This is a genomic window from Paenibacillus sp. VT-400 (genome assembly GCF_001029205.1).
Taxonomy (GTDB): Bacteria; Bacillota; Bacilli; order Paenibacillales; family Paenibacillaceae; genus Paenibacillus; species Paenibacillus amylolyticus.
Genome location: NZ_LELF01000067.1, coordinates 205,924 through 224,478, shown reverse-complemented (window position 1 = coordinate 224,478; position 18,555 = coordinate 205,924). Strand labels below are relative to the sequence as shown.

Annotated in this window: 13 protein-coding genes; 2 read left to right on the top strand and 11 right to left on the bottom strand. The window is 46.9% G+C overall.

Going from position 1 to position 18,555, the window contains the following annotated elements:
• Positions 1-683 precede the first annotated feature (683 nt).
• From EL84_RS11680 to EL84_RS11650, 7 genes are all read right to left on the bottom strand, one after another.
• The gene (locus EL84_RS11680; RefSeq protein ID WP_047841821.1) at positions 684-3,128 is read right to left on the bottom strand and encodes a glycoside hydrolase family 6 protein; all 2,445 of its coding nucleotides are present in this window, start codon (positions 3,126-3,128) and stop codon (positions 684-686) included.
• A gap of 569 nt (positions 3,129-3,697) precedes the next feature.
• A complete protein-coding gene (locus tag EL84_RS11675; protein ID WP_047841820.1) occupies positions 3,698-4,774 on the bottom strand; it encodes an efflux RND transporter periplasmic adaptor subunit in 1,077 nt (358 codons plus the stop codon).
• A gap of 28 nt (positions 4,775-4,802) precedes the next feature.
• On the bottom strand, positions 4,803-6,173 hold the full coding sequence (locus tag EL84_RS11670; RefSeq protein WP_053061457.1) for an ABC transporter permease: 1,371 nt from the start codon (positions 6,171-6,173) through the stop codon (positions 4,803-4,805).
• 18 nt (positions 6,174-6,191) lie between these two features.
• On the bottom strand, positions 6,192-6,875 hold the full coding sequence (locus EL84_RS11665) for an ABC transporter ATP-binding protein (RefSeq protein WP_047841819.1): 684 nt from the start codon (positions 6,873-6,875) through the stop codon (positions 6,192-6,194).
• Between the two features lie 215 nt (positions 6,876-7,090).
• Complete coding sequence (locus EL84_RS11660) at positions 7,091-8,254, bottom strand: hypothetical protein (protein ID WP_047841818.1); 1,164 nt, start codon at positions 8,252-8,254, stop codon at positions 7,091-7,093.
• Positions 8,251-9,717: a sensor histidine kinase gene (locus EL84_RS11655; protein WP_047841817.1), complete on the bottom strand. Its 1,467-nt coding sequence runs from the start codon at positions 9,715-9,717 to the stop codon at positions 8,251-8,253. The genes EL84_RS11660 and EL84_RS11655 overlap by 4 nt, the downstream gene beginning before the upstream one ends.
• Positions 9,714-10,427, bottom strand: a complete 714-nt coding sequence (locus EL84_RS11650) for a response regulator transcription factor (protein ID WP_036606313.1) — start codon at positions 10,425-10,427, stop codon at positions 9,714-9,716. The genes EL84_RS11655 and EL84_RS11650 overlap by 4 nt, the downstream gene beginning before the upstream one ends.
• Before the next feature lie 216 nt (positions 10,428-10,643).
• On the opposite strand from EL84_RS11650, the gene EL84_RS11645 reads away from it, so the two are divergent.
• Positions 10,644-11,120, top strand: coding sequence for an RNA polymerase sigma factor (locus tag EL84_RS11645; RefSeq protein WP_036606312.1), 477 nt, complete (start codon positions 10,644-10,646; stop codon positions 11,118-11,120).
• 222 nt (positions 11,121-11,342) lie between these two features.
• Complete coding sequence (locus tag EL84_RS11640; RefSeq protein ID WP_053061661.1) at positions 11,343-14,129, top strand: DUF5689 domain-containing protein; 2,787 nt, start codon at positions 11,343-11,345, stop codon at positions 14,127-14,129.
• 673 nt (positions 14,130-14,802) lie between these two features.
• On the opposite strand, the gene phnE (EL84_RS11630) is transcribed toward EL84_RS11640, so the two are convergent.
• The 4 genes from phnE (EL84_RS11630) to phnD form a co-directional block, all read right to left on the bottom strand.
• On the bottom strand, positions 14,803-15,609 hold the full coding sequence (gene phnE / locus EL84_RS11630) for a phosphonate ABC transporter, permease protein PhnE (RefSeq protein WP_100526573.1): 807 nt from the start codon (positions 15,607-15,609) through the stop codon (positions 14,803-14,805).
• Entirely contained in the window at positions 15,606-16,457 is an 852-nt protein-coding gene (gene phnE / locus EL84_RS11625; protein ID WP_082218980.1) for a phosphonate ABC transporter, permease protein PhnE, read from the bottom strand. Before phnE (EL84_RS11625) ends, phnE (EL84_RS11630) begins: the two co-directional genes overlap by 4 nt.
• Entirely contained in the window at positions 16,454-17,251 is a 798-nt protein-coding gene (gene phnC / locus EL84_RS11620; protein WP_036606306.1) for a phosphonate ABC transporter ATP-binding protein, read from the bottom strand. Before phnC ends, phnE (EL84_RS11625) begins: the two co-directional genes overlap by 4 nt.
• A 177-nt stretch (positions 17,252-17,428) precedes the next feature.
• On the bottom strand, positions 17,429-18,427 hold the full coding sequence (gene phnD / locus EL84_RS11615; protein ID WP_413405415.1) for a phosphate/phosphite/phosphonate ABC transporter substrate-binding protein: 999 nt from the start codon (positions 18,425-18,427) through the stop codon (positions 17,429-17,431).
• Positions 18,428-18,555 lie beyond the last annotated feature (128 nt).

Below are 18,555 nucleotides of genomic sequence, written 5' to 3'. Positions count from 1 at the left end.
TGCGACCTGATTGCCGACCTGACACCGATCCCTTATGTACCGGCGCTGTTGTTCCTGAGTTCATCCACCTTCACGCTCCTTGAGACAGAATGGGTAACGCTTGTACACATCGATGATGATTAGACGTTCGATAATTCATAGAGGCCTTCTTCGAAAGAAGGTTTCAACCCGAAATGATTACGCTTACAAAATTAAAAAAGAGAAATCAGCTTGCCCGACTACCAGAGTTCAGTCCCCCTTCCATTCTCTTTCCAATCCGAGCGAGGTGATCCCGCCCATCGGGTTCTATTATAGACATCCTGTCTGCCAGACCCTAGGCAAATATCCGTCCAAAACGATTAATAATCAGTGTTTTTAGGAGTCATTTAGGAAATAAGTACTTGCAACTCTGAGGGTTATCCGTTCCGGTTACGAATCGTTCTTATGATCGCTGTTATCCCCGGATTTTCTTCCATCCCCTTTCCAAGGGAAAAAATCCGTTGATAAAGGCGAGATGATGCTTACGAAGTAGCTTTCTTACAGAAAGCTTTCAGCTTCGCTTCTCCAGAATCGAATTCTTCCCCTCCACTACGTTTCTCAGTTGATCAAGAACTTCAATCTAGAATGACTCTTGTAATGCATAGCAAAAAACCGCAATCCTCTAACACACAGAGGATCGCGGTTAAGACAGTTACAAATAAAGTTTAAGGCTCCATGCCCCATACCAGGTTTCCACCTTGGTGGAGTGTTACCTTGTTCCAATCCTGGTAGGATGTTTTCGTTGGATCGAAGGAGTAGTCATTCGTCTCGTCAAAGTTGGACCAGTCTGTTTTGTACATGCGAAGCTGGATGTCTCCAGTCTGTCCACCAGCCTGAATGCTGCCAGCGGCAGATGTGAAGCTCAGCTCTACATACGAGTCTGTGAAGGTCCGCTGGATATTGGCTCCACCAACTTGAGCGTAATCGATGGCAGAATCCATCGCAGCCGAGCCTTCTTTGGAGAAGTAATACCGGATCTTCAGATCACTCAGATTCACAGCAGTACTGCCCAGATTTTTGATGTTGAAATACGGTTTGATCTGGCTATCTTGAGCATTGGTATCTCCAGCACGATATTGCACGACAAGATCACTCGTTGGTACAACGACACTTTGAGGTGTCGCAGAAGCTACAGCAGAATTGGCACTTTGCCCTGCTGCATTCACTGCACTTACCACATAATGATACGTTGTGCCGTTCGTCAGGGCAGTGTTGGTGTAGGACGTACCACTCACATTCGCCGCGATCGTTGTGAAGGGACCTGTTGCACTCAGTGCGCGTTTCACATCATAACTTGTTGCACCTGTAGAAGCTGTCCACGTCAGGCTCACCTGCGCATTGCCTGCAGTTGCTGTGAGAGCAGTCGGTGCAGCTGGCGCCGTTACACCTGCAACAGGTGTAGCTGTTGCTGTTGCAGAGTTAACACTTTCACCTACTGCATTTGTTGCCGTTACCACATAATAATAGGTTGTACCATTGATCAGGCCGGTGTTGCTGTAAGATGTTCCACTTACATTAGCTGCAACTGTTGTGAATGGACCTGATGCACTCAGTGCCCGCTTCACACTATAACTTGTAGCCCCTGTAGAAGCAGTCCACGTCAAGGAGACTTGAGCGTTACCGGCAGAAGCTGTCAATGCTGCTGGTGCTGCCGGAGCTGTTGTTCCGCCCGGAGGGTTGCCTCCACCGTTACTTGCAGGAAGTACAGGGAATGCGTTTTTCACCAGTGCCACGAATTGATCATGGAACCAGTGACCCGATACCGGAGCATTAGGCAATGCACCTGTTAATACACCATCCCGAGTTGTGAAGGTTGGATCACACATCCGGTCAAAACCTTTGCCTTCGTTATTCGGAATTTCGGAGCTGGAGCCATCGGATTCACCCGGAGGTTTCACCCATACATAAGCATCCAGATGCGCTGGTCCTGGTGCAGCCTTAGGTGCTTCACCAATACCTGCGCCACTGGCATTACACCAGTTCCCCCGATGCTCCCGGCGATCTACACGTCCGGAATTCACATAATCGTTGATGTTGCTGCCCGTAGCAGATGCTGGACGGTCTACCCCGCCCCACCCATTCCGGCTAGTATCAATCAAGAAACCTGTGCTGCTTGGCCAGCCAGCTTGTACGAAATCGGCATACAGCGCAGCGGTGAAATCGGTTTCGTCAAAATAAGGATTCCACTCATAAAACTTGGCAGATTTAATCGGTTGTCCACCGATATTGAGATCAGGGTTAGAGAGGTTCGGCTCCCCCAGCGGTGTAGTGTTCGCTGTATTTGTAATGAAGCCATCTGCACTGCTCAGACCTGCGGCTGTCCCTTGCACAACACTTGTATACAGCGCAACTGCTGCAGAACGGTTGTTATCCCATCCAAGCCAGCCGGAGTGGCCGATATCCAGATAGTTGTACACATTTGGAATGGCGTGCAGCTTGTCCAATGCATACTTCACACCCGCCTCATAGATACCTGTTGAGCTGGCTTGACCACAAGCTGGGGTACTCAGGTTGGTCACGAGGTTAGGCAGACTGTCCGGTTCAATGACAGCAATAATACGAATATCCTGATACTTCGGATCTGCGAAGATATCTGCGAGCACATCAATATAATCCGTTTTATATGTCTGCAGTGCTGCCTGTGTTAGTGGAAGTTCACCATTCGATGCGAGTGCATGACAATCCCGTCCAGGCAAGTTATAGATAACAAATGAAGCCGTTATAGGCGTACCCGGTTTCTTTTGAGCGAGAACGGCATCAAGATGTTGCTCTACACTTTTGCGACCAGCGTTGTCCGTCCCGCCATAGATTGCAGCAATCCGGTCAACCCATACTGCGGTTGGATACGATTTGACCGTCTCCATCTTGGCCTTCAACGACGCATCGTTGGTCAATGCAATGGACGTATCCACGAGAGCTGAATAGTCCTCGTTCAGATACGCGGTTGCCCCTACAAATGGATTATCCACATGTGCTTCAGCCGCCTGAGTCAAGCCTGGAGACAGTCCAGGGAAAATCCCCGCCGCGAGCAGCGTTGCTGCAAGCATTTGTTTTACACCTTTGCGCAGGATCTTCTTACCTCTCGATTTGGTTTTCAATTTAGTCTTCATAGTTCCACCTTTCCTTTAGTTAGATTGGGTTGTACTCATGTCTGATCCTCTGTGTCATTATGATGCTTAGCACGAAGAGAACGTTCGGATGAGTTGGTTGTATCACCTCCAAAAGAAATGGTTGTATCACTGGAATCTTGAGCAAACAAATGGTGTGTGAGGGCGAATCATGTGAATGAGTATAATATGGTGGGTGTGGTTGAACGTGTGTTAGACATGAAGAAGTGTGAACAATGACTTATGGGATGTCTGAATCCTAAATTGGGTAAGCGCTTTCTTCAAACGGTTAAAAAAAAGGCCTTCGCCTATCCATCTACAAACATGATGTTCGGTGTCACCTCCTTATGTTCTGATTATACGACATGTAAATTTTACTGTAAATTGAATTATATAAATTTAATTATATTTTTTTCCATAATTCAGGCAGGAATCTGGACATCCCTTGCTCCAAAAGACACACGAGGTCCATCGTGGCAATCTGCCACAATGAACCTCGTGTTTTTCAATGCCGAATTAACCGTTCGTCTAGCTAATCATTACATATATGCCTTGTTCTTATATTCCTACATCTAAGGCAAAACGACAATATCTCCCGGTTTCAAGCCACTAACCACTTCCGTCTTGTCCCCCGATTCCATTCCAGCCTGGATCGTCAGCGGCTCTGTTTGTCCATTGCCCTTGTCTAACAGTACGTAAGGCTCGGTCTGATCCCGCATGATCGCGAGACTGGACACTACCGTCACTTTATCCTTCCGCATCGTCTCGATATCGCCTTCCAGACTCACGCCTCCATACATTCTGGCGTCCGGCTTCAGATCAATGACCACGTCAAACTGTGAAGCTTGCTTGAGGTCCGTATCGGTACTCTTGCGGGCGAATTTGGACACCTTACTTACCTTCCCGGTAAATTGCAGGTCTTTCTGCGCTGTCATTCGCACCTTAACCGGCATGCCCACCTTGAGCCTGAACATTTCTTCCTCACCAACAATCGTCATAAATTTCAGTTTGCTGATGTTTGTAATGGACCCGATCAGCTGTCCTTCCGTCACCGCACGTGTCTTGCTATCCTCTTCATTCATCTGAAATATACCGGAAGCGGAAGCATACACAACAGACTTACTTATAACTGCCTGCTTTTTCTGTATCTCCTTCTCCTTGAGGACCAGCGCTTTTTGATTCAATTCATTCGTCAGGCGTTTACCTTCCCGATCTGCAAATGCCTTCTTGCGCTCCTCTTCCGTCACGCCAAGGGACTCACTCATATTCGCCTGATCCAGGGTAACCTGATTCATCTTGTTTTCCAGCTGAGCTTTCTCCAGATCACTCTGCAACTGTTCTACTTCCGTTTGTAACGTGGAAGTATCGAGGGTAAACAGGATATCACCTTTGCTCACCTGCTCACCACTTTTCACATGCCACTGCTTGATGTTGGAAGCATACGGAGCAAAGATATCCGTCTGATCGGTGTATACGGATTTCCCCTTCACCTGTATCGTTTGCGTCATCGTTTCCTGTGTCACATCAAAGGTAATCGGGGGCGGAATCTCTATAGGTGCCTCCGGTTTTGGCTTGTACTTTTCATACAGCCAGTATCCTGCACCTGCCAAAAGTACAACAGTGATGATGATTTTAATCCATTTCTTCATGTGCCCAATTTCCCTTTCGCTGATAAAATTACATTGATTTGATCACAGTTAATGCATTGGTCCGAGATGCGCTGATTGCCGGATATATACCTGATACAATGCCAACCAGAATAGCAAAAACGATGCCAAGTGGCAGAGCCGACTGCTGAATAACGACGGTCATCGGACCATTCATCTGATCTGCCATCTGACTCGCCAGCAGACTGTTCACCCCGCCGAGGGCAGCAAAGGCAATCCCCACACCAGCCACGCCGCCCATTAATCCAAGCATCGCTGCTTCCGTAATAAACATCTGACGGATCTGCCACAGATTTGCGCCCAGCACCTTCATCACACCGATCTGTTTACGACGCTGATGCGTAGACATAATCATCGCTACAATAATGGATAATGAGGCCAGCAGCATGATAAAACCACCGATCCCCAATGCCGCTTTTTGGTACATCGCCAATTGACCTGCCATCGCTTCCTCCTGGAACAGATTACTCTGTGTGTTTAACGTCAGCTTTTTAATCTGTTCTTCCACCTGGGATACATAACGTTTGTCCTCAACCTTGACCAGAGCCGAGTTAAGATGCTTGGCCGCACTGCTGTCGGCCTGCTGTAATCCAAGCTCATCCTGCAATGCACGAGCTGTATCGAGCGGCAGATATACTTTTTTATCGTTTTGAGCGCTCATCTCATCCATGTTGGAAGGCTTCGTCAACTCTCCAGACACGCGTATAGAACCACTCATTTTGGTTTTACTCGCATTCGCATAATCTTCATATCGGAACTGAACCAGCTGCTGAACCAGCTGATCCTGCTTCGCAGACATTTCCGTAAACTGCTCCAAAAGCTCATTGTTATATGGATCAGCATTCAACTGCTCGAATAACTTCTGAGTTACTTTGGGGTCCACGAGTCCAAATGCAGCCCCATAACTGGTTACCGCCATACGACCATCCTCTGCCCCACGTCCCTCAGCATACTTGTATCCAAACCCGCCCAGGGTCTCCAGCTGGGTACCAATGACCTCAACATACGTGCTGCGACCATCCGAAAGCACCATTTCCAGCGAATCCAGCTTTAACATGGGAGCCACGGCAACCACATGGGGAAGTCTTTGGATAATCTGAATCTTTTCCAACGTCAATGCTCCCCGTTCAAACTTCGATGTCTGACCATTCCCCTTGCCGTTGCCGGTACGAATGCCCTCATTAGGCGTAATCGTAATTTCATCCATCTTGTAATTGTCGTTCAATGTTTTCTCGCTATAGGTCTGTACGGACTGCCCCACGCTAAGAGCAATGATCATGGCGGCAGAGCCGATGGACAGCCCCATCATACACAGCAGTGTGACCATTTTTCTGCGAATGATCTGTCCCCAGGCCATACGTGCTACATCCCGTATTCTCACATTTCCTCTCCTTTTGCCTCAAACTTCCCTTACAGCCTCTTCAACCAATATTCCATGTTGCAGGGTAAGCACAACTTGCATCTGCTCCGCGACCTCTGCTTCATGTGTCACAATGACAAAGGTTGTATTCATATCCCGGTTAAGCTGCTGCAAAATCGCAATGATCTCTTCCTCCGTCTCGGTATCCAGATTCCCGGTAGGCTCATCTGCAAAGATCACCGAGGGCTCTGTAATGAGCGAACGTGCAATACTGACACGTTGTTGTTGACCGCCCGACAACTGTGACGGGAACAAGCTTGCCTTTTCACCCAGTCCAACCTGTTCCAGCAGCTTCAATGCTTTTGCTTTGCGTTTCGAAGGACTTATCCCCATAAACACCAAGGGTAATTCTACATTTTCCCGGATCGTAAGATTGGACAGCAGTTCATAGGATTGAAAAATAAACCCGATATGACTGCGCCTGAACTCAGCCAGGCGATTTTCACTGAAACGTACAATATCTTGTCCCGCAATTAGAATCTTGCCCTGATCGGGTTTCATCAGCCCCGCCATCAGATTCAGCAGTGTGGATTTACCCGAACCAGAACTGCCCAGCAGGGCTACCATCTTACCTTCTCCAATCGTCAGGTTGATATCCTGAAGCACCGGCACGGTTCCCTGGCCATTGCGGAACGAATGGGATAATTGTTCAACTTGAAGCATTGCTACATGTCTTCCCTTCTACTTGCTAAATATGTACAGAGGTTGTTCAAAAAGATTCGCGTAGCACATTCCCTCTTCATTATAGGGTGGAGATGTATCCGGGCTGGCCCGAGTTGTATCCAACTTGTAACATGTCATAACAAAAAAAAACCTTGTCCACAGAGCAGCTATCGCTCCATCAGACCAAGGTCTTATATTCGTATACTTTCCGCAGCTTACCAGGCTCTGAAACTAAAGCGGTACATTTCACTTTTATCCACTGAGCTGCTTACAGCAAATAATTCATCGTCATTCCATTTCAGACTGATGAAGTTATCAATATTGCGATAGATCACCGTATCCGACGAAATCTTGCTGTCATTCAGGTAGGCAACATGCAACTCATTCTTCTGATTCTGACTGTCCATCGGGAAAAAGTAAGCTATTCGGGATTCATCTGCATCCAGATCGAAGCTCCAGATCGAACCTTGTAATAACAGATCATACTGCTCCTCTGCTGCGTGATACCGATACAGCCCCTGTACCTTATTCATCGTTCCCTGGATGAGCATGTCACCATTTTTCAGCAACTTGTACTGTTGGATGTCTTCCATTGCAGCATACGCCTTCACTTCATGCTCATCCTCAAGCGATACACGATAGATAGCATACTTGTCTTTCAGCATCACCAGTATATAAAACTGTTGGTGATCCTCACTGACCTGCAACACATCCATAACGATAAACGTATCACTCGAACCTTTCCCTTGTTTTGGTCCTGTGAACATGCTCATCAGCTCTTCATACGTGTAGATGACATGACTCGTCCCCTGGCTCAGATCAACTTGTTTAAATAACAGATCATCCTGACCGATGTAGGATTCGTTCCCTACAAACACTCGATAATACGAGTTGTCGTACGGAAGCTTGCGACGTTCCCCGCTCTGTATTATATACTCATACGTTGTCTTCTGCGTCTGACCTGCCCGATACTGGGAGTAAATGATTTTCTTGTGATCCGGGCTGATCGTTACACCGTAATCCGTATTAGCCGCAATGTTTTTCACTTCCTTATCATCCAGATGCAGGAGAGACAACTTGAGCCCTGAATAGGAAAATTCCGGCTGATTAAATATAATCGTATTCCGGTCTAACACTTCAAAATCAAAGATCGCAAAGTCATTTGGAATCTTGGTAGCCGACTCGATCTGAATCGTACTGCTCGGTGGTGGTGCCAGACGGCTGTTGAACTGCTCACTTGGCAAAATCACCGTTCTTGGTTTGAGATTTCCGAGACTGAACAGGCTCCCAATCCCAAAAATCCCGCTGACAAATGCGATCAACAACCCTGACAGCATCAATCTATCACGGTTTTTACGCCAAAATCCAGAATGTCTCATGCGTTCATTTCCCCCGGAAGACTGATATTCACTTGTGTCCCTTCCCGCATGATGCTCTTCATCTCCACTGTTCCTCCATGACGCTCAACGATGTTCTTCACAATAGACAGCCCCAGCCCGGCACTGCCTTTCTCGGCCCTGTTGATTCCTTTATCCTGGTAAAAGGGTTCAAATACATGTTGGAGCGCTTCAGCACCGATTCCTTCCCCCTGATCACGGATCACAATAGCGATAGAATCACCTAACCGGAAGGATTGTACTTCGATAATGGAGTTCACATCACTGTACTTGACCGAATTATCCAGGATGTTGAGGAAGACCTCTTTCAACTTATCCCGATCTCCCTGTAAATACTGATGTTCCTCCAGCTCATAGTGAATACCTATATTGTACTTGCTCGCCTTAATCGACATGTCCTCACAAGCTTCGCGAATAATATCTGATATATCGATACGTTCGAACCGGTATGCCTGAATGACCGCAGAGGAGACCGAGACCTCCAGAATATCCGCAACCATCGTGTTGAGACGCTGGCTTTCCTTGATGATATAATTCATGCCCTTGTCAAAAAAGTCCTGGTCGGTAAATCCGTTATCCCGTAAAATCTGGGCGTATCCCAGAATCGTCGTTAAGGGTGTCTTCAATTCATGTGTCACATTGTCAAAAAAGACTTTGCTTCTGGCCTGTACTTGCTTCACTTCGTCCCGCTCTCGCTCAATCACATCAATCTGCTCCCGAACCCGATTAATCATGACGGTGAAGCTTGAAGCCAGTTCACCGATCTCATCCTTGGTTGTAATCTGAATGTCCGCATTCAGACTTCCTTGGGCCACTTCCGCAGAACGTTTCGTGAGTACACGGATGGGTTGTGTAATTTTCCGGGAAATAAAGATGGATGCGATAAATACAAATACGAAAATAACCGCTGCAAACAGCTTGATCGTATTCTGGAACCGGAGATTGCGTTTGTACAAGTCGGTGTAATCCTTCTTCATCTGTACGATTCCAATCAATTGTTGATCCATCTGGAGAGGGAAGGACAGACTGGCTGTGACCCGACCCTTATCCACAACTGTGGTGTAAGCAATTCGGGAATGTACGGCTTCCTCCACATCAGGATGGTCAGACCGCTTAGCAACGTTAACCTCGCTGCCAACAGATTCGTATGGCGAAGCATCGGGGCGATATACTATAATCTCCCCACCAACGGCTGATCCAATCTGCTCCGCGAGCTCGCGACTCCCTGCTTCGAGCGAGTCTCTGCTCATGCGTTTGTTATGTATCAGAAAGTACTGATTCAGCGCGATGTCCAGATTTCTTTTGGATTGCACCATATCCTCATGCACTTCCCGGTACATATTCTCCTGAGCTACCTTATTGGACAGAATCAGCAGGACGGAGAATCCGATAAAGACAATGACCGAGAATAGCACCACCATTTTGAACTGGATCGTCCACTTCATGTCTGTACCTGAATATTCAGCTTGTACCCCACACCGAATACCGTTTCAATCATCGAAATGCCTTGCACACCACTATCCAGTTTCTTGCGAATCCGTTGCACGTGAATATCCACCGTTCGAGTGTCCCCTGCAAAATCAAATCCCCATACCTTGTCCAGTAGTTCAGAACGTGTATGCACCTTACGATGATGGGTCACGAGAAATAACAACAGATCATATTCTTTATTCGTGAGTCCTGCCCGTTCCCCGTCTTTCCACACTTCCCGTTCATCCTTGCGGATCTCAATATGCTTGCCTAGCCTTACCACCTCATAGGACTGATTCTCCAGTGTCTCGCTGATCAGATCAATCCGGCGAAAAATCGCCCGAATGCGCGCAACCACCTCACGGATATCAAAAGGCTTCGTGATATAATCATCCGCCCCAAGCTCCATGCCAAGTACCTTGTCCAGCATGTCCGACTTCGCAGTGATCATGATGACAGGTATCTTGGAGTTCACAGATAGTTGCCTGCACACATCAAAACCGCTCATATCCGGCAGCATCAGATCCAGCAGGATCAGATCCGGCTTCGAATCCCGAAGCAGATCCAGACCCTCTTTTCCCGTAGCTGCTTCCTTGATCTCAAATCCTTCCTTACGTAACGAATAGGACAAAATATCGCGAATGGACTCCTCGTCCTCAATGATTAAAATCTCTTTTTGTCTCATGATACTTTCGTAATCTCCCTGCTCTATGAATTTCCTTCATCTGCCTTTATTTTGTATCCCAAGCCGTATGCTTGAATAGAGGGAAGCACGAAATGTTACAACTCCGATACAACTCTGAACCTTTTGGAAACAACCACCCGATATACTTGGATCATAAAGAGACTCATACCAGACCGGACCCAAGCCTGATCTGTATCCAAGGGGGATTCACATCATATGAACAGCACACAAATTAATGATGCTTATATCAACTATAAATCAGAAATCACAAGGTATCTATCCCATATCGTCAAACAACCGCAAGATGCAGAAGATTTGGCACAGGATTGTTTCATTCGACTAATGAACGTTACCGTGGATATCCCTGAAGATCGCATTCTCTATTATCTCAAACGCATTGCCCGTAACCTGGCGATGGACAGCTTCCGCAGGCGAACCCGTACACTCAGACGAGACAGTCGTCTGGAGGTACCTACCCATCACGTCGATACATCCCACCTTGAAATTAGCGAAGGTGTTCATGATCTTGTTTCCCATATTAACAACACCGAACATCGTAAAATATTAGAACTTCGCCTCATCCATGGATACTCCATTAAGGAAACGGCAGAGCTGGTGAATCGCAGTGAAGGCATGATTAAATCCTCTGTCTTCCATGCCGTCAATCGAATTCGGGCCAAAGTCATCTCATAAGAGATGGCTTTTTATTTGCGTAAAATCAATATGCACGCAGAAATGAATGGATTATGACGGGACCGAAATACCTATGGATATGTCAAAAGACCCAATTTTACAAATATCGAGTTAATTTTTACAAATTGTTATGACTATGTGAGATTTTCATGTGGTAGAATATGGACGAACTCATGAATCAACTAATATTTGGGAGGGATTTGGTTGGGTAAATTAACAGGTATGCGAGGAGTAGTTTTAAAATCACTCCTGGCATTGTCCATGGCTTTGCCGCTTCAGATCGGATTATGGAACGGAGATGCATCGGTTCATGCGGAAGGACCGACAGACCCGGCACCGTTCATCCAGGCAAAGGTTGTGAACCAAAATGCAGGTAAAAAAGTATTGTTCGACAACTCTCACGGCCAGACGGCTGGAGCTGCAGACTGGGTCATTGATGGAGGTTTCTCCGACTTCGGGAATGCACTCGCCAATGATGGTTACTATGTCAAAGAACTTCGCAAGACAACTCCATTTACCTATGATGATCTGAAAGAGTATAACGTATTCGTTATTGCAGAGCCTCAAATTCCTTTCAAAACATCCGAACAAGCAGCACTGAAACAATATGTTGAAACGGGCGGCAGCATCTTCTTTGTTGGAGATCACTATAATGCAGACCGTAATAAAAACCGCTGGGATGGCTCTGAAGTCATCAACGGCTATCGTCGGGGAGCATTCGAAGATCCGGCCAAAGGTATGAGCACCGATGAGCGTAATTCTGAAGCGATGCAAAATGTAACCGGCTCGGACTGGTTGTCCGATAACTTTGGCGTACGATTCCGCTATAACGCACTTGGCGATATCAACGCCAATATCGTTGTACCGGCAGATCAAGCCTTCGGCATCACAGAAGGCGTATCGGCTGTAGCCATGCACGCCGGTTCAACACTTGCAATCACCGATCCGGAAAAGGCAAAAGGTATTGTGTACCTGCCAAAAACCAACGCAAAATGGAATAACGCGGTAGACCAAGGTGTCTACAACGGCGGCGGGATTGAAGAAGGTCCTTACGTGGCTGTATCCAAGCTGGGCGCAGGTAAAGCTGCCTTCATCGGTGACTCCTCTCCAGTAGAAGATGCATCACCAAAATACTTGCGTGAAGAGACAGGCACACGCAAAACAACTTATGACGGTTTTAAAGAAGCCGATGATGCCGTGTTGCTCGTGAACACCGTAAACTGGCTTGCTACACAAGAGAACTACACAAGCCTAACTGAAGTGAACGGACTTGAACTGGACACAGCTACAGCGCTGTTGCCATTCGAAGAGCCGGCTGCTTCCACAGAACCACAGGCTGAACCTTGGTCCGCACCTGCTGCCGGATATAAGTGGTACGATCGTTCCACGTTCAAGGCTGGTTCTTATGGTGGCCCTGCATCCAGTGCAAACGCTGCTTACAGCTTCGTGAAGCAGGATACACTTCCAAATGCAGAAGACTTCCAGATTCGTGTAGTTGTGGAGAATATGGCTCCAAACACAACCGTATCCGGTTATAGTGCCGGTATCTATCTGACTGGCGGAACACAGGTCGCCATGATCCAGAATGAAAGTGGTACTTGGCCAACTTCGTACGGGTATAGCTCCACATTCAGTGTAACCTCGGACAGCCAAGGTCGCGGGATCAAAGATCTGAACGTCCGGATCAAACCAGGTACAACTGGCGCTGCCAGCTTGCGTCTGCGTCTGAATGGCAGCAACCTGATCACCAATGCCGTGACTGTTGGCAATGTGCCAGCAGAACAGCTTCCGGAAGAAGAAGGACCGATTCCAGCGGCTATCACCGTTGCTGAAGCACGTACCAAAGCTGCTGGCACTACCGTAACCATCGAAGGTGTTGTGACGACAGAGCCAGGTGCATTTGGTGGACAAGCCTTCTATCTTCAAGATGAAACTGCCGGAATCTACGTATTCCAGCACACTAGCGGCTTCCATGCTGGTGACAAGGTGAAAGTAACAGCAGCAACAACCATCTATAACAGCGAGTTCGAGCTTACCGATATCGTTGCGATTGAGAAAACAGGTACGGCTTCCGTACCTGCTCCAATCGAGATTACTGCAATTACAGATGCGAACCAAGGTCAACTGGTTCAATTGAAAAATGTAACGATTGAGAATATCATCAGTGCTACACCCGTTGGATCTTTTGAATTCGACGCGGTAGCAGCAGATGGAACGAGCACACACATCCGTGTAGACACCCGTACAGGTGTGACGGAGACTGCCTTCCCTTATGCTGCTGGTGACAAAATCGATATCACAGGCGTTTCCGCTATTTTCAAAGATGTATATCAATTGAAACCTAGAAGCTTGAATGATTTTGTACCTGCTGAAGAGCAAGGTGGCGGCGAAGTGCCTTCCACTCCAGCTGCAGGAGCACCGGGTAAACCGGTGCTTTCTTCTGATAATGGATATACCACTGGCCTGTTCGAAGGTTCGTACAACGTAAGCATGAACCTCTGGTGGGGTGAAAATGGTTCTGAGTACAAACTGTATGAGAACGGCGTTCTGATTGATACACAGAAGTTGACTGCAGCTTCACCATCGGCTCAGTCTTCCAAAACAGCTATTACAGGTAAAGCCAACGGCACGTATACCTATGTAGCCGAGCTGACCAATGACAAAGGCACAACACGCAGTGACGTGCTGACGGTACAAGTAACCAATGCCGCTCCAGGCAAAGCTACGTTGTCCCAAAACAACTGGGATGGTGACGGCAACTATAACGTATCCATGAACCTCTGGTGGGGTACAAATGCAACCGAATACCGTCTCTATGAGAATGATGTATTGATTGATACACAAGCGTTGAACGCGGCAACACCAGCTTCCCAAAGTGCTACAACTGAATTGTCCGGTCGCGCTAACGGAACGTATACGTACCGTGCTGAGCTGATCAACGCCGCAGGCGTAACCAGCACCGAGACAATTACGGTTCAAGTTACTAAAGCATTGCCTTTGGCTAGCTAAGAAGATTGTAAAGAAGTCTAACGTTTAACCAAGCAACTAAAAAACCGAAACCAACATTGCCTGATTCACAGGGTAACATGGTTTCGGTTTTTTAGGTTCATTTCAAACGTTCCAGCTCATTCCATTTCTTCCAACCTAGAATACTGTTCCATACAGCAGCATAAACAGCCACGGCGATAACACTGATGACAAAAATCCAGTTTATGTGGGGATACGGATAACTTCTCCCCGTGAAAACGATCTGGATTGCACTGAGTCCAATATTCTCTATGTTATGCTTTTTAAACTTCTGAAAGAACATTCTGTAGAGTAATAGGAGTACCATAAACCCAATCCATATAAAATAAAATACTTCCATAGGTCACCTTCCTTTTAAAGCTCACTTCTTGTATCGGTATCTAAGAGGAGTATTGATTAATATCCTTAATTCCCTTTATATAGAAACCTATTAATCTTACATGTATTTGGAAAATAATTCAATCTTCGTTATGCATATTCTTGGAATACTCTGATTCCTGAGCGGTTAGCCGAGCAACAAAACGCTACTTTGTTTATTGGCAGACACAAAAAAAGACTATCCCTGCCAATATTCTGGCACCGAATAGCCCTCTCTTCTTCCGCTATCATCTAATCTTACTTTATCATCTAATATATTCGTAACTCCACATTAACACTACACCAGCTTCTTACGAATATAACCCGAGATCAGGTCAATAATCGTGATCATCACGATAATACCCAGCAGGATAATACCTACTCGCGGCCAGTTTCGGGTACTTAATGCAAAGATCAGCGGTGTACCAATCCCCCCTGCTCCAATTACACCCAGTATGGTCGCGGAACGTACATTAATCTCGAACCGATACAACGTATAGTTCAGGAAACCAGGCATAACCTGCGGCAGGATGGCAAACCACAACTGCTGCATGCGATTGGCTCCGGAGGCAAGCAACGCCTCAGATGGGCCATAGTCGATATTTTCAACTTCATCCGCGTATAATTTGCCTAACATGCCGATGGAGTGCAATCCAAGGGCGAGTACCCCTGCAAATGATCCGGGACCTACTGCCTTAATGAACAACAAGGCCATGATAATCTCAGGGAACGTGCGGATAAAGCTGAGTACCATTTTACCTGCACCCGAGATGGAACGATGCCCACTCATGTTACGGGCAGACCAGAATGCAAACGGAATACAGAGCACAGCCGAGATCACAGTACCCAGCACGGAAATCGCCAGTGTATCCAACAATCCTCGCAGCAGGTCTTCTCCCTCAGGCAAATATACAAACTCCCAGTCCGGTGAGAAAATTCCGGCTACAATGGCTTTCATAATCTGAGCGGCAGTTTCCTTAAACCCAGTAAACGGTACACCGGCAAGCGCCCAGACATACACAAGGATCAGCAGTAACACAATGACCCAGCGTAGCGGATTCTTCCGTGGTTTTGGCCGGATGCGGCTTGTTTCATTTTTCATCATAGCAATTTCTCCCGCAGCTTAGTACTTACATAATCAATGACCAAGACAATGACGAGGGTAAACAGAATGATTACACTGGTCTTGTCATACTCCAGGAATCCAAGTGTTGCCTCATAGTAGAGTCCAATTCCTCCGGCTCCCACCAGTCCCAGAATGGCAGCGGCACGTATATTAATTTCGAAGGCATACAGCACATAGGATGTGAACTGGGCAGCCAGTTGCGGCACCACGCCATATACAATGAGTTGAATCCGGTTCATACCAACAGCCGTCATCGCTTCCAGCGGCCCCTGATCAATGGTTTCCAGCGTCTCATACGTCAACTTCGCAATCAGACCTACCGAGAACACAGCCAGTGCCAAAATTCCGGGGATTGGCCCCAGACCAAACACAGCAACAAACAAAGCAGCAAGCAACAGATCCGGCACGGTCCGAATCAGGTTCAGCAGAAAGCGCGCCGGATAGTAGATCCAGCGACTTGGCATCAGATTACCGGCACAGATGATCGAGACCGGAATCGCAATAATGGCACCAATGGTTGTTCCAATTAGGGCCATTCGGATCGTTTCCAGCATGCCTTGCACGATATTATCAAAGTAACTCCACCGGGGCGGAAACATCTCCTTCAGCAGATCCAGCATGTTGGGAAAACCTTCAAACAACTCCGTAAAGCTGGCATCGGTCTGTTTGGCACTGGCCCACAGAAGGAGCAGAATGATCACTAAGGTGAGCAAATGTTTCGTACGCCCAGGCGGTTTCGGGCGATTCACAACCTGAGCCGGGCTGGAACCAGGTTCCTTCCCCACTCCGCCTGAATTCTGAAGTGGAACGTTGGACTGCCCCTTCATACCACAACTTCTCCCTGCTCATGCACAGCCTGCTTGTCCAGCAATTCGTCAGCCAGAATTGGTCTGCCGTATATTTCTGCAAAGCGCTCATCCGTTGCCTCTTCCACTGGACCATCGAATACCACCTCACCTGCTCGCAATCCGACAATACGGGTCGCATACTCTCTCGCCAGATCAATAAAGTGAAGGTTGACGATGGTCGTAATCCCAAGGTCTTGATTGATGCGTTTCAGGTCATCCATGACCTGTTTTGTTGTAAGCGGGTCAAGTGAAGCAACCGGTTCGTCGGCCAGAATGATTTTTGCTTCCTGTGCCAGTACACGAGCAATAGCGACACGCTGTTGCTGTCCACCAGACAACTGATCTGCACGGGAATAAGCTTTCTCCGAAATATTCACACGATCCAGCGCAGTGAATGCCAGTTCAATATCCTCTTTTGGAAAACGACCCATAATGGTGCGCATGGTGGAATGATATCCAACCCGTCCAGCGAGTACGTTACGTAGTACACTGGACCGTTTTACCAGATTAAAACTCTGGAAAATCATGCCGATGTCACGTCTGATCATGCGTAGCCGTTTGCCTTGTGCCTTCGTGATGGAACTTCCATTAATCAGAATCTCGCCCTCACTAATGTCGTGCAGTCGGTTAATGGAGCGTAAGAGCGTTGATTTACCCGCACCGGACAGACCCACTACAGCAATGAATTCACCCTGCTCAAATTTCAGATTAATATTATCCAGGCCCTTGGTGCCGTTAGCGTAAGTTTTGGTAACGTTATGAAGCTCAATCATGACAATATCCTTCTTTCATTCATAATGATCAACCATACATGAGTCCTTGTTATAATGGCACAAGCCAGCGCAGCGTAGATCACGCTGAACTGGCCTGTCCATTGCTACGATTAAGCTGTTCCCATCCAAGAAAGCTACTACAATGTGAACAGATCCCGAACTACTTTTGGATCAAAATTATTCACCTTTCACTTTTTCGCCATACTGACGAACGATCTCAAACTTGCTATCATCGGACTCTACATAACCTTCATGCGTATAGATTTCTTTGATGATCTGGTGACCTTCAGTATCTTTACCGATATCGATGAAGGCTTGTTTGATCTTCGCAGTCCAATCTGCATTCATGTCTGTACGAACGGCAATGGTATCGTTAGGAATAGGCTCAGTGAACGCCAGTACTCGTGTATCTTCAAATACAGTCGGATAGTCTTTAGCTACCGTGTTGCGGGCATCTTGGAAAATAGCTGCTGCATCAACGTCACCGTTTAATACAGCGATAACACCTTGGTCATGACCTTTCAACGTTACAGGTGTTACATCTTTTAATGGATCAATGCCTCTGTCCAGCAACAGACCTGCTGGCCATACATAACCTGCGGAAGACGTTACGTTTTGGTAAGCCACTTTTTTACCTTTAAGGTCCTCGATGGATTGAATCGGAGAATCTTTTTTTACAATGAACATGGATTTATAGGAATCCGCCAACTCTTCGGTTGGAGCACCTGTCTCATCATTTACACCGAAACGTTGTGCTTGCAAAATAACCTGCGCAGCGCCTTTTTCTTTAGCCAGTACATAAGCTGTCGGAGGCAAGAAACCTACGTCTACTTTGTTGGAAGCCATTGCTTCAATAATAGTGTTGTAATCCGTGGATACGCTGACTTTTACCGGAATGCCCAGTTTGTCACCAAGCAGCTTCTCCAGCGGTTTCGCTTTGGCTTCAAGTGTATCTGCATTCTGGGAAGGAACAAATTGAACCGTCAATTCAGTTGGCACATAACCTTCGACAACTTTCTCTGTCTCTGCCGTAGACGTACCGGATGCATTAGAACTCGAATTATCCCCGTTAGCCGAACCTGTTGTACTACTACTAGACCCACAAGCACTCAGAAACAGAACCAAAATCAACAATGGTAAAAATAAAGCAGACTTCTTCAAACGAACACCCTCCAAAGAGTTTCTATTTTTCAGTACTTATCTACTATAGTTGCCAAATATTAGCGCGATGTGAAACGAAATTTGGAGTTTTGTAAAGTTTCCTGTCAGGCTGTCAGCGGGACTTGTATCTGTTAGAATAGGCT